Annotated in this window: 11 protein-coding genes; 3 read left to right on the forward strand and 8 right to left on the reverse strand. The window is 39.5% G+C overall.

What is annotated here, in order from left to right:
- Positions 1–280: 280 nt before the first annotated feature.
- Positions 281–604, forward strand: a complete 324-nt coding sequence (locus tag JOC77_RS03630) for a DUF6509 family protein (protein ID WP_338047169.1) — start codon at positions 281–283, stop codon at positions 602–604.
- 37 nt (positions 605–641) lie between these two features.
- Here JOC77_RS03630 and JOC77_RS03635 read toward each other — a convergent pair whose 3' ends face one another.
- Both JOC77_RS03635 and mprF read right to left on the reverse strand, forming a co-directional pair.
- Entirely contained in the window at positions 642–1,268 is a 627-nt protein-coding gene (locus tag JOC77_RS03635; protein ID WP_204538718.1) for a VC0807 family protein, read from the reverse strand.
- A gap of 18 nt (positions 1,269–1,286) precedes the next feature.
- Positions 1,287–3,875 carry a bifunctional lysylphosphatidylglycerol flippase/synthetase MprF gene (gene mprF, locus JOC77_RS03640; RefSeq protein WP_204538721.1) on the reverse strand — a complete coding sequence of 863 codons (2,589 nt, stop codon included), beginning with the start codon at positions 3,873–3,875 and terminating at the stop codon, positions 1,287–1,289.
- A 209-nt stretch (positions 3,876–4,084) separates the two neighbouring features.
- Here mprF and JOC77_RS03645 point away from each other — a divergent pair, with 209 nt between their 5' ends.
- Entirely contained in the window at positions 4,085–6,031 is a 1,947-nt protein-coding gene (locus JOC77_RS03645) for an AMP-binding protein (protein ID WP_204538723.1), read from the forward strand.
- An 894-nt stretch (positions 6,032–6,925) separates the two neighbouring features.
- Here JOC77_RS03645 and bioB read toward each other — a convergent pair.
- The 3 genes from bioB to JOC77_RS03660 all read right to left on the reverse strand — a co-directional run bounded on the left by bioB (position 6,926) and on the right by JOC77_RS03660 (position 9,559).
- Positions 6,926–7,945: a biotin synthase BioB gene (bioB, locus tag JOC77_RS03650; RefSeq protein ID WP_204538726.1), complete on the reverse strand. Its 1,020-nt coding sequence runs from the start codon at positions 7,943–7,945 to the stop codon at positions 6,926–6,928.
- A 131-nt stretch (positions 7,946–8,076) separates the two neighbouring features.
- Entirely contained in the window at positions 8,077–8,664 is a 588-nt protein-coding gene (locus JOC77_RS03655) for a TetR/AcrR family transcriptional regulator (RefSeq protein ID WP_204538729.1), read from the reverse strand.
- Between the two features lie 103 nt (positions 8,665–8,767).
- Positions 8,768–9,559, reverse strand: a complete 792-nt coding sequence (locus JOC77_RS03660; protein ID WP_204538732.1) for an SDR family oxidoreductase — start codon at positions 9,557–9,559, stop codon at positions 8,768–8,770.
- A 173-nt stretch (positions 9,560–9,732) separates the two neighbouring features.
- Between JOC77_RS03660 and JOC77_RS03665 the strand changes: the two genes are divergently transcribed.
- Positions 9,733–10,824 carry an AbrB family transcriptional regulator gene (locus JOC77_RS03665; RefSeq protein ID WP_204538735.1) on the forward strand — a complete coding sequence of 364 codons (1,092 nt, stop codon included), beginning with the start codon at positions 9,733–9,735 and terminating at the stop codon, positions 10,822–10,824.
- Positions 10,825–11,005: 181 nt separating this feature from the next.
- Here JOC77_RS03665 and JOC77_RS03670 read toward each other — a convergent pair whose 3' ends face one another.
- From JOC77_RS03670 to JOC77_RS03680, 3 genes are read right to left on the reverse strand one after another with little or no spacing between them, the layout of a single operon-like run.
- The gene (locus tag JOC77_RS03670) at positions 11,006–11,215 is read right to left on the reverse strand and encodes a VOC family protein (protein ID WP_204538738.1); all 210 of its coding nucleotides are present in this window, start codon (positions 11,213–11,215) and stop codon (positions 11,006–11,008) included.
- Positions 11,216–11,227: 12 nt separating this feature from the next.
- Complete coding sequence (locus JOC77_RS03675) at positions 11,228–12,259, reverse strand: S-adenosylmethionine:tRNA ribosyltransferase-isomerase (protein WP_204538741.1); 1,032 nt, start codon at positions 12,257–12,259, stop codon at positions 11,228–11,230.
- Positions 12,256–12,990, reverse strand: a complete 735-nt coding sequence (locus tag JOC77_RS03680) for an SDR family NAD(P)-dependent oxidoreductase (protein ID WP_204538744.1) — start codon at positions 12,988–12,990, stop codon at positions 12,256–12,258. The genes JOC77_RS03675 and JOC77_RS03680 overlap by 4 nt, the downstream gene beginning before the upstream one ends.
- Positions 12,991–13,134 lie beyond the last annotated feature (144 nt).

Raw genomic sequence — 13,134 nt, forward strand, 5'->3', positions numbered from 1 at the left:
CCTTTATCCTTAGCTTCGAAATATGTATTATGCCATACTATATAACTTTTCAAATAAATAAAAGAAATGTGTCTTTTTAGTAAACAATTAGGTTATATTCTCCTATAGTCTTTCCATCTTAAGGGAACAAATATGTACGCATTGGAAGAAAAACAGAATACATTCTTTTGATATAAAAGGTTTATAGGTATACTATTAGAATCTGATGCACCGAGTCCTTTTTCACATAAGCTGCCTGCTTGTTTTTTTAATGTGTAAGGAAGGTATAGAGATTATAAAAATGATAAAACTGCGCAGAAAGGAATTGTTATGGATGCTGACTATTATTAATCACGAAGCAGAAGAAATTAAAGATCCGTTCGGAATTTTGAGTGGACGAAGGTTTGAATTTTACCTTCAGGTTGAGGTACCTGAGGATGATGAACTTTATATGGAAAATGGTATTTATATAAGGGTTGTCTTTTCTGTTGATGAAGGAAAATCTTCGATAATAAAATATGATTTATATGAATATGTGACAAACGCTTATCTGGATTATGAACTTGAAGAAGAAGAGGAAGAACTGATCGCTGAATATTGCCTCAGCCAACTGCCAGGCGAGTGAATAAGAAAATCCGGGCAAGCTACTTGCCCGGATTTTCTCATATAACCGTTTTTTGTCCGCTGTTTTCTTCAACAATTTTTGTTACATAATAAAATCCAAACCCGGTAAGAATGGTAACGGTCCAGCTGAATACCTGTCTTAGGAAAATTCCTTTATCGAAAGCTTCTACACCATACTCCGTAATCAGCCAGATCTTAACGATGCCAAGGATAATATCTCGTAATGCAAAGGCCATGGTGATCAGTTTAAACACAAGAAGAGGTTTAGGCTGATAAAACAGCTGTTTCACTTCTTTTCTATCTGCCCCCTGCAATTCAATGATGTCTAGTGCAAAAAGTAAAGCGATCGGCCTGTTTATAAGGATGGAAAGTACAAAGACCCCGCCCAGGACAAATAAGTAATACGTGTTGTTCCATAGCAGCTGGATAGCTGATCCGGCAAGCACATCTATCAAGGTGCCCACAACCAGGTTTATTAAGATAAAACAACCAAAAAAGTTAATCTTTTTTATCTCATAAAAACGGTAAAGACTATACAAGATTCCGGGAACCGACGATAAAATCATTGCAAGATAATCTCCCATATAATCTCTTCCAAAATTCCAGACTAAAAGCGGCACAGCCACATAAAAGATGAGATCTAAAACGATAATATTTTTCTTCACTGAATATCTCCTGCCATTTTATTTGTTGTTATATATTTCTTGCTGGTTCTCACTTTTCCCTTCCCTGTCCATAGGTTTTTTTCCTTTTTTCGATATAAGCAGGGAAAGCTGTAACATGGCCGCAGGAAGGGACGACTTTCTGTGAAAGGCTAAAAATTTCGGTGCCCTCTCTGCTGCGTATTTTTCCCTAAACCTTGTGAGACGTTGAAACGGATAAAAAAAGTGTCCATATAAATAAATGAGTGAAGCAATTTTTTCACCAGTAGTAGAATACTTCGACTTCCCATTATTTGAAAGAGGATCAATTCCCAGATTAAAAAAACGGTACTTATGATCTTTTGCCCACAGCAGAACACAAATGAGAAAATAGTCCATCGTGCCACTGGGGGATTTAGGCTGCACCCTCATTAAGTCGACGGATAGGGTTTGGCCAAAATCATACATCGGCATTAACACAGTAAAAGCAATCATTTTGTCATCGGTATCTTTTAAAACTGCCAGCGGAGCAAGCTGCATATATTCCTCGTCATAATAACCGTATGAAAATCCTTTTTCTCTCCGGCCGTCCAGCCATTTTTCTGAAACTTCTTTGATTTCATTCATTATCTCCCTGCTATAAGGAGGAAAAAGAACTCTAAACCTGAAGCCTTCTTTTTCAAACTTATGATAAACTGCCTTAAAGTTTTTCATTTTATCATTTGTTAGTGAAAAGGAATCAAGATGAACGGAAGCATTTTCACCAAGTTTAAAAAAATCAAATCCAGAGCCGTGCAAAAGTGGAAGCATATCACTGCTTACTTGATAAAACACAAGAGCCAGGCCTGCCCGATCAGCCTTTTCCTGAAATTCATCCATTGCAGCAGAGAAATGATTTCTGTCCCCCACAGGGTCGCCTAATATCACTAATTTATCAGCATAGGGCTGAAAAGCAAACAAGACATTCCCTTCCTTGTTCCAAAATATATACTTATCATTTAAGAACAGAAGATGAGAAAAGGCATTTCCCCCAAACGTGAGTAAGTGTTTTTTAATTCTCTCTGTTTGAGACACAGACGTTTTAAATGGGAAGTGACTTTGTCTGCTTACCCAATTACCAGCGGCAAGCGTGAGAGAAGCGATCAAAAGTCCTAAAATTCCGCTTCTAAAAAGACTCGCTGAATCTTGTATCGTATACCCTTCCAGCTGCTGCGGCACTTGCAGCTGAGAAGCAGGCATATTCACATAGCCTATAAAAAAATAGAGACTCATAAAGAATAGAATAAAACTGATATCCACAACGGCTTTTTCCCAGGCAGGAAAAAAGTTTACCCTGTAAAATTGCCCTCTTGCTAAAAATAAGAGGAATGCAGCAATCAAACTAAAAACTGCTTCTTTATAATCAAATCCTCTTAAAAGTGCAAAGAAAGATCCAAATAAAAGAACCAGTATGGATAAATAATACACCCATTTCACTTTATATTGAATTCCTCTAGCCAGTGCAAGTAAAGCTATGCCCGCAGCAACTGAAAGGAGATGGGACAATTTGATCAGCTTCGGAGAAAATAGCTCAAAATGTGAATGGACCGTTATAATAGCATTGGGAAAGGCAGCGGATAAAAGCAGAATAACGCCTGAAAGAAATACAAATATAGTCAGAAATCGGTGGCTGATATTGGCTAAAGCATAAGCCGGAATGTTTTTCCATCTTTGATTGGCGGTGTGCCATACATGACCGATCATCATAAAACTTGATACAAGCCACGGAAAAAAGTTATAGCTGAGGCGGTATAACAGCAGCAGCAGCAGCCCTTTTTCTTTGCTTATCCCATAAGCATCAAAACCAAGCAGAAAAATTAAATCAAAGGAACCAAGACCGCTCGGAATCATGCTAATAACACCTGCACATGCAGATGTCAGATAAATGGGCGCCAGTGCAATTAAAGATATATTTATATCCAGCATTCTAGCAATAGCAAACATCGTTAATAGGGCAAAAAACCATTCTGCTAATGAAACAAGGACTAACTGAATTTCATATTTTAGCTGAATTTTACTTTCTGCCTCATTCCTCTTTTTTATAGAAAGGGAAATAAGCAATCCGGGAAGAAAAAGACCGATTGCGATGATTCCTATGTTCAGCCAGGAATAAGTTTTAGCAAGCGGCGAATCAAGGATTCCAAACAGAATCAGCCAGCTTAACAACGATAAACCAGTTAAATAAAATATAGAAATCTTAGTAATGGCCTTAATCACTTTCGTCCGGCTATACTCTTTTGTTTTATAGAAATAGACTCTTAAGGCTGCTCCAGTCAAGCCGCCAAATCCGAGAAAATTGGAATAGGAATTAGATATAAATGAATAAGTCAGCAGTCTCTTTTTAGACATCTTCCTGCCAAGAAGCTTCATAAGAATAAGATCGAAGAAGCTCATCGGGAGAACGGCTATCATTCCCAAAGATAAAATGATGGCGAACTTGCTTATTCCTATTTCAAACAGATGAGCTTTTAGCAGACCAAAATCAATTGCTTTAAAAAAACTTCCGCTTTCATATAAAACAAGCGTAAAAACCAACAGAGGTATTAAAATTTTTACAGCTAAAAGCACTTTGGGTTTTTTGAGTAATTTCATAAACTCCCCGCCTGCATTGAGATTTGTGGATCATCCGAAGAAACAAGTTTGCCCCGGCTATTATTTTACCCCTTTTTTCCATACATTTCTACAGCTTGCATGGTGCTGCGGATGCATGCTAGAGGATTTTGTTTCCAAAGCCAGGTTCCTCCATTATAATAAAATAGTATATTCAGAATTTTATCTATTTTCTACTTTGGGAGGTTTTTATGTCACAGTCACCTGTATGGTTTCCAAGCGAAGAGTTCAAAAAGAGCACAAGAATGTACAAATGGATGGAGAAACTTGGTTTTGAGGATTACGATGCTTTCTTTCTTCAGTCTATAGATGATATCGCCTGGTTTTGGGAAGAAGCTGTAAAAGAACTGGAGATCAAATGGTATAAGCCTTATAAAAAAACTCTCGATTTAAGCAGCGGGCTGAAATATCCGAAATGGTTCATGAATGGAAAAATGAATATTGTCCATAACGCTGTTGAAAAGTGGGCCGCTGATTCATCTATGCGCAGCCAGGTGGCCATTATTTGGGAAGGTGATAATGGCGAGATTAAGAAATATACCTTTGAAGAACTCAGTAAAGAAATTGACATCATTGCTGCAGGATTAGCAGCAAAAGGCATCCAGCCAGGTGATGTTGTAACCCTTTATATGCCAATGATCCCTGAGACCGTTATTGCCATGTTTGCCATTGCAAAGATTGGGGCTATCTTCTCCCCTGCCTTTTCAGGATACGGAGCAGAAGCAGTGGCAACCAGGATAAACGCTGCCGGAGCAAAGGTATTAATAACAGCTGATGGATTTTACCGCCGAGGAAAAGTCATATCCATGAAGGAAGAAGCTGACCGTGCCGTCCATTTGTCTCCTTCTATTGAAAAAGTAATTGTTGTAAAAAGAACAGATGCCAATGTTCCCTGGAATAGCGATAAAGATGTAGACTGGTCTGAACTAAAGCAGCCTTCTGCTTCCATAAAAACAAGAGAAACAGATGCAGATGAACCAGTGATGCTGATTTATACTTCAGGAACGACCGGAAAGCCAAAGGGTGCTGTACATAATCATTCCGGATTTCCGATTAAAGCAGCCTTTGATGCCGGTGTTTGTATGGACGTTTGTAAGGGGGATACCCTATTCTGGGTAACAGATATGGGATGGATGATGGGGCCATTCCTCGTTTTTGGAGGACTAGTGAACGGTGCATCCATTGTCATGTTTGAAGGAACTCCCGACTTTCCTAATCCTGATCGTATCTGGGATTTAGTTGACAAACACAATGTCACCCATCTGGGGATATCGCCTACTCTGATCAGAAGCCTGATGAGACACGGAACAGAATGGATAGATAAACACGATCTATCAAGCTTAAAGGCAATAGGTTCCACAGGAGAACCCTGGAATCCAGAACCTTGGATGTGGCTTTTTGATAACGTTTGCAAAAAAAAGGTGCCGATCATCAACTATTCTGGCGGAACAGAAATATCGGGAGGAATATTGGGCAACGTCCTCTTAAAGCCAATATCCCCTATTACCTTTAACTCGCCGATACCAGGCATGGATGTTCATGTTTATGACAGTGAACAAAATTCTGTGTTGAATGAAGTCGGCGAACTGGTTATTCTTCAGCCATGGGTAGGGATGACAAATGGATTCTGGAAAGAAAATGAACGCTATGAGCAAACATACTGGAGCAGATGGGGAGATACATGGGTTCATGGCGATTGGGTCATCCAGGACTCTGATGGCTTTTGGACCATCACCGGACGCTCCGATGATATTCTGAATGTTGCAGGAAAACGGCTTGGACCAGCCGAGCTGGAATCCGCATTAGTAGAACATCCTTTGGTCATGGAAGCCGCAGCCATCGGAATACCTGATGAAGTAAAAGGAGAATCAGCCATCTGTTTTGCTGTCTTAAACACCTCTGCCTATGATTCCGCCGAATTAAAGCAAGAGCTTTTGAAACTAGTCGGAAAGCATCTTGGCAAGGCTCTTCTTCCAAAAGAAATCTATTTTGTCGATGAACTGCCTAAAACCCGCAACGGTAAAGTCATGCGGCGCGTGATCCGGGCCGCCTATTTAAACCAGAATGCTGGAGATATAACGTCACTAGAAAACCCGGCCATTCTCGAAGCCATCAAAAATATGAATATAACAAAATAATGATAGAAGAGCCGGTTTTATTGTTCCGGCTCTTTTATTTTTATTTGTCTGATTCTACGGCGAACCAGCCTGTGTTCTGGCTCCAGGCATCCGCTTATTTAATCATAGAACAAATTAATGGCTCATTCGCTTCTTCTCTATTAATCAGAAATTCCTTCGCCAGCCTGTATTTTAGTTCTTCATACTGCCCGAAATTGCCACTCCTAATTAACTGTGGAGATGAACAAACTGCCGGCTTCTGCTCTGGATTTTTATTAAGTCAAAGATCAGCCTCTTATCAAGTCAAATGGTTCCTTTCTGAGTCATAATGTTTTTGGTGCGCTAATCAGAACACAGTAACTTGTAAAAATATTGTCCAATTCAATGATCCATGTTTCAGGACTCCCTCTATTACCATAGATGAATAGCGGACTAGACAGTAGTCCTCTAAAAACAGTGTTTTTCTTTCAGTTTTCTAAGTAATTTTAATAGTTTAAGTAATTCAAGAGGCAAAAATGGACTATTCTGGTAAATTTTCATAAGTATATAGAGCTTAGACCTTCAAGAGCTGGGTTTTATGCTTTTGTTTTTGAGATTTATGCTTAAGTTTAAGAGTTTTATGATTAAGTTTTGAAGTTTTATGCTTAAGTTTCAGAGATCTATGCTGATTTAACTATAACTACGCTTAGCATTACTATCTCATGCTAATCTTTTGGTTGATAGGCTGATTTCAAATAAACCCTCTGTATCTCCTTGATGTTATGCTGATTTCCGCTTTATTCATCTGTATCTCTGGGTGTTATGCCATTCGCACGAATCGTACTTTTCTTCACATGCTAATCCCTAGACTTCTCTTCGGGTTTAACAGCCACAACAGCTGCATTAATATAGATTTATTAATTATTCCCGGACCTATTAAACCGGCTCACCCGTCATAAATTGCTGGCTCTCTGTTTCGAATGCATTTTCCTCAATTTCAAAGCCAAGATCCCGGATGAGCTGGTAATCTTCTTCTCCTGCTTGTCCGCGTGTTGTTAGGTAATCTCCAACAAAGATAGAGTTCGCGATAAAGAGTCCAAGATTTTGCAATGATTTAAGATTATATTCACGGCCGCCTGAAATGCGGATTTCTTTTGTAGGATTCACAAAGCGGAATAAGGCTAGTATTTTCAGGCATTTTAATGGATTCAATTCATCAAGAGCTTCAAGCTTTGTTCCTTTGATCGGATGCAGAAAATTAACAGGGATGGAGTCTGCATCCAGTTCTTTGAGTGCAAAGGCCATCTCTACAATATCATCCTCAGTCTCACCCATCCCGCAGATTACGCCTGAGCAAGGGGACATTCCTGAATTTTTTACCGCTTCTATCGTTTGTATTCTCTCATCATAATCGTGTGTTGTTGTAATGTTCGAGTGATGTTTCGCACTTGTATTGATATTGTGGTTAAAACGGTCGACGCCTGATTCTTTTAATCGCACAGCCTGCTCTTCATTAACCAGCCCCATGCATGCACATATTTTGATCGAATCAACGTCTCTTTTAATCTCCTCCACGGCCGAAATGACTGTATCCACTTCCTTATTGGTCGGCTTTCTTCCGCTGAGAACTATGCAGTATGTACCAATTTTATTCTTCTTTGCTTCCTTCGCCCCTTCAACGATTGTTTGTTTGCTAATCAGCGGATATTTTTCAATAACTGCCTTGGAATTGATTGACTGGGAGCAGTATCCGCAATTTTCCGGGCATAGCCCGCTTTTTGCATTCACGATCAAATTTAATTTCACTTTTTTTCCGTAAAAGTGCTTCCTGATTCTGTAGGCCCCATTTACCAGGGCTAAAATATCTTCATCAGGTATCTGCAAAATGTGTTTTGCTTCTGTTTTACTTACATAATATCCACTTACTACTTTGTCGGCTAATTCAGTCCAGTTCATTTGTATCCCTCCTAAATATGTAAACCTATTTAATAAAAGGTTTACACAAAAATTATATAATAATAAATTATTCATTTACAAATACATTTTCAGAAAAAACAAAAAACTTCCGGAGGGAAGTTTTAGACTCGTTATCTAGATATTTCTCTACAGAAAGCTGAACATAGGAACCGCGCTTCTCTTTCATAGGGCACTTTATTGTTCATATACAATCTAATATTTAGTCCATTGATAATGTCAAATAAGCTGGATGCTAAAAGTGAAGGATCCTCATCCTTTATTTCGTTATTGTTTACAGCATCTTTAAATACAGACGTTAGAGCTTGCAAAATGCAATGTAACATCTCTTGGAATTTTTGTGTAAGTTCACTTTTGATCGTTTCAGGAGGAAAGAAAATAATTCTTTTCCAAAAAAGACAGGCCGTCCGGTGGTTACATGCATTCCCTGTAACTGCCAGCGTAATTTCACAAACTCTTTCTTTTAATGGAAGCCCCTTTGTTTTCACTATTATTTCTTCCAGAAAATTGGTATAAAATTTTGCAAGGAAATCAAAGACCGATAGAAATATATCTGCCTTGTTTGAATAATAGGATTCTAACATCGACATGGTCAGGCCGATATCCTTAGCTATTTCCCTCATGCTAGTCGACTCAAAGCCTTTTAGTGCAAAGTGTTCAAGGGCCGTTTCCTTGATCAACAGAGCAGTTGATGTATTCATTTACTATCCCCTTCATGCCTAAACTCAAATGGCAGTTTATTAAAAATTCACCCAGCCTTTTTCCAGGAACCTGCAGCTTGCTTGACTAGTCCAGAATAATCTTTTATCGCTTAAACCCGCCCTCAGAGTGGATAATTTGTCCGGTAATCCATTCGGCTTCATCACTGGCTAAAAAAGATATGAGGTTGGCTGCATCCTTTGGTTCGCCAAGCCTGCCCATAGGAAATCGGGATGATAGGTGTTTCTTATCTTCTGCATTCATCCAGCCTGTATCCGTTGGCCCAGGATTTATGGCGTTTACAGTAATGCCTTTATGTGCTACTGCTGCTGCGAGAGTATAAGTCAGGGTTTCTACTGCTCCTTTTGTAATAGCATAAGAGAGCTCATCCGTCATGGGACCTAATGACTGTCCAGATGATAGATTAATAATTCTGCCGCTACTCGTATTCTTAAATCGTTTGATAAATTCCAGAGATAGCAATGTGGTAGCCCGGACATTCATTTGGTAGTGTGAATCAAGAGTTGAGTGTGAAAGAGTTTCGTAGCTGTCGCTGTTTGAGTAGCACGCATTATTTACTAATATATGTGGATTTCCAAGTTGGTTTTGTACTTCATCTAAGAGTTTTATGGGAGACAATGGGTCAGTAAGATCTAGTTCCTGCCTGTAACATTTGATGCCCTGCTTTTCCAATTGCTCTGCTAACCTGGCAGGCTCGTCTTCAAGCCCTTTCCATGGGAAGAAACTATCATATTTCGTCCAATATGTAAAAAAGATATCTGCTCCCTCTTTTGCAAGCTCCAGGCAAATAGCGGCTCCAATACCTTTTAACCGGCTTGCCCCAGTGACAATGGCAACTTTTCCGCTTAAGTTTCTATGATTGATACTGCTGGTCATGTATGACTCCTCTTTTTTTCAATTTTCAAAATTTAACAAGTTCCATTTTATCATAGTGAGATTAGTTTCTGAAAGAAAAGTGGCGATTTCAGACAATAATATTTGAAAAATGGGTTCTTAAAGTCTATCTTTACTTTGAATCAAGTTTTATTCTCGAAGATAGAAGGGTTTTCATGCGGAATATACAATTTGCAACAGAGAATTACATATATCGTTTTTTATACACCCTGGTTATCGCCTTAGCTGGAGGAATTTTGTTTTCCTTGATTTCTCTTCCTATTCCCTGGCTTTTAGGACCAATGGCAGCTGTATTGATTGGCTCAAGATTTCAAAAAATAAAAGTATTTTGGCCCGATTATATTCGAGATACAGGCTTAATCGTGGTGGGATATTTATTGGGTCTGTCTTTTTCCCGTGAAGCCGTTATACAAATCAGCCACAAGCTGCCATCCATGTTCCTGACTACAATCCTGCTTATAGCCTTCTGCGGATTAACGGCTTTTTCCATTTCGAAGCTGACTGGAATTGATTATCCTACCATTTTAATTGGCAGCATTCCCGGCGGACTTTCACAAATGATAGCCTTTGCAGAAGAAATGAAAGGGATCAATATTACAATTGTTGCTTTTTTTCAAGTATCAAGGCTGATTCTGATTATTTCCATTGTGCCTCTGTTGATTTTCAGCCCTTTGTTTAGCGGACATACTAATCCATTATTTCAAAATACAATCCCGCCAAACAGCCTTGCACCCTCTCATGTCATAATATTTGCTGCTGTTTCAATTCTCTGTGCTTTTCTTGGCAAAAAAGCAAAGCTTCCAACCCCATTCCTTTTAGGCCCAATGGCAGGCACTGCTGCCTTGATACTTATAGGATTTAAAGGGATAGCGGTTCCAGGTACTCTGCTTAATCTTTCTCAGTTTATGATTGGTGCATATGTAGGTCTGCTGCTAAAACCGCAAATGCTTGAAAAAAAAGTTCAGATCACTTTCATCAGTATCCTTAGCGGATTGATCTTGATCGCAGGTTCTCTCGGTTTAAGCCTGCTGCTCATATTTTTGCACGATTTTAGTCCAGCCACGAGTTATTTAAGTGTTGCACCCGGAGGAATGGACCAGATGGGCATAATCGCACATGAAGTACGCGCAGACTTATCCGTAGTTACGGGTTACCAGGTTTTTCGTATCTTTTTTATCTACTTCATTATCCCTCCATTATTAAGGTATATATTTAGAGCCTTTCAAAAGAAAAAAGCCAGAACCTGATATGAACTAGGTTTCTGGCTTTTCTTTTTCGAATGGGTTTTACTTTTCTTCTAAAAATTCGATAACTAACCCGCCTGCTCCCTGCACAAACACCGTTTTCCAGCCGTTATCAAGTGTGCAGGGTCCCTCTAAGAGAGGTATTTGGTATAACCTTATCCGCTCAAGCAGACCTACAAAATCATCAGTTTTGAAAACAAATATGGATGGAGCCCTGCCTAGGATGGTCATCCGTACCAATCAGTTCAATACATTGGCTTCCATTCGAAAGGAAGATTAAGGTTTCTTCCATAAACACTAATCGAAGCACCTCTTTAAAATTCAGGAGAGTCTTGTAAAAAGCCACGGATGCCTGTGGGTTTGCAGTCTCTATTCCTATATGATGGACATTCATTTGACAGTTCTCCTAAATAATCAGATTCATATCGCCAAATTCATGCCATAAGTAATTTTTCAAGATGGCATCCTTATAGGATCTAATTAGGCAGCGGGGGTTGACAAAGGCTGACAGCATATCTAAATGGCTTGCTTCAGGCTCGTGGAGACCAGTAATAATGCCGTCGGCAGCTTTAAGCTTATAATCAGAATGGATGTATAGATTTGTCCACCCTTTTAAGTTCTGATTGAAGACAGCTGTTTCCAGAGCCCTGACTACTGTCGTACCAACAGCAATCACTCTTCCTCCTTCTGCCTTCGTCTGCAGAAAAGACTGCATCGTTGATTCTGGTATTTCGTATTCTTCTTGATTTTCAGATGGATTCATCGTCCACTTATCATCTAAAAAATAACTAAGGCCAGTGTGCAGCTGTAAATAAGCTATCCGGATTCCTTTTTTCTGCAATTTAAATAATAACTCCCAGGTGAAAGCTCTTCCTGCGGACGGCATTTCAATCGAGCCGGGATATGAGGCATAAACAGTCTGATAATAATCTAAATTCCAGGGAGTATGAATATATTCATACCTCACCGGTTCTCCGAGCTTATAGATACTATTAAGCAGTTCATGGCCATTTTGAGGAAACACGATGGTCTGCAGCGGTTTATTGATATCTATTGGCATAATGACTGCCTGCAGATAATCGGAAAAATAAAGAATATCCCCTGTTTTTGCTTTTTCAGATACAATCAGCACATCCCATATATTGTCCCCTTTCCGATGGGCAAGCCTGATCTCGACTTTTGGATCAACTGTAAGAAAACTTCTCTTTAAAGATGCTGACAAAACAGCTGGTATGGTTCTGCTGTTATTTAATACTATCAAGTCACCGGGGTTTAAATGCTGGTCTAAATTATAAAATTGATCATGTGTATTCTTACCAGTTTTTCGGTCTAACACCATCATTTTTACATGATCTCGTTTTACACCTCTTCTCTCCGGCGGAACAGAAGCGTTTAATTCCTGCGGCACATGAAAGTTTATATGTTGTTCAGGTATCATATTAATTCCTCCTCCCTAAACTCCTGTGCCTGGAAGCGAATGCCATTTATCAACAGAGCATCTTCTGACGCAAGATATAAAAATACCGGGACAACTTCTTTCGGGTCAGCCAGTTCGTAATCACAATCGGGCACCGCCAGGTCATGCATTTCTGTATTCATTTCCCCTGGATCCACCATGTTGATCCTTACTCCAGTCCGGCTTAATTCTTCCGCCCAGGTCTCAGTCAGCCCTTCAACGGCGAATTTAGAAATGCCATAAGCCCCCCATCCTGCGTATCCCGTATGTCCGGCCTCTGAGGTAACATTAATAATCGAACCATAATTTCTTTGCAGCATTCCCGGCAGAACCCTTTTAGTGACAAGAAAGGGCGAAACTGCATTCACTCGAAGAACTTCTGCATAATCATCTTCCGGGTAATCAAGCAGATTTGGGATTGGGCTTGGACCAAGGGTTGAGGCGTTGTTAATTAATACATCAATTCTCCCAAAGTGGTCCTCGGCAACAGCCGTGAACCGCTCTACGTCTCTTGGCACGGAAACGTCCGCTGATACAGCCAGCACTTTTACTCCATTTTGCTCCGCTTCAGCTTTTACTTTTACCAATTCTTGTTCGTGTCTTGCACAAATAGCAAGATGGGCACCCTGCCTTGCAAATTCAAGAGCTAATGCTTTCCCGAGTCCCTTTGAAGCACCTGTAATCATCACAATTCGATCTTTATGTTTTCCCATTTTTAACTCTCCTTTAGATTGTTTTCTTAGTTTTATATTATTGAAAATAAATAGAAACCTCGTCGGAAGATAGAATGAAATCTTTCTACAACTTTAGACGGAGATTCCATAATCGGTTTCGTAATGGAAACCTTTTTACTTTCT

The sequence above is a fragment of the Peribacillus deserti genome (assembly GCF_016909175.1).
GTDB classification, from domain to species: Bacteria; Bacillota; Bacilli; order Bacillales; family DSM-1321; genus Paraperibacillus; species Paraperibacillus deserti.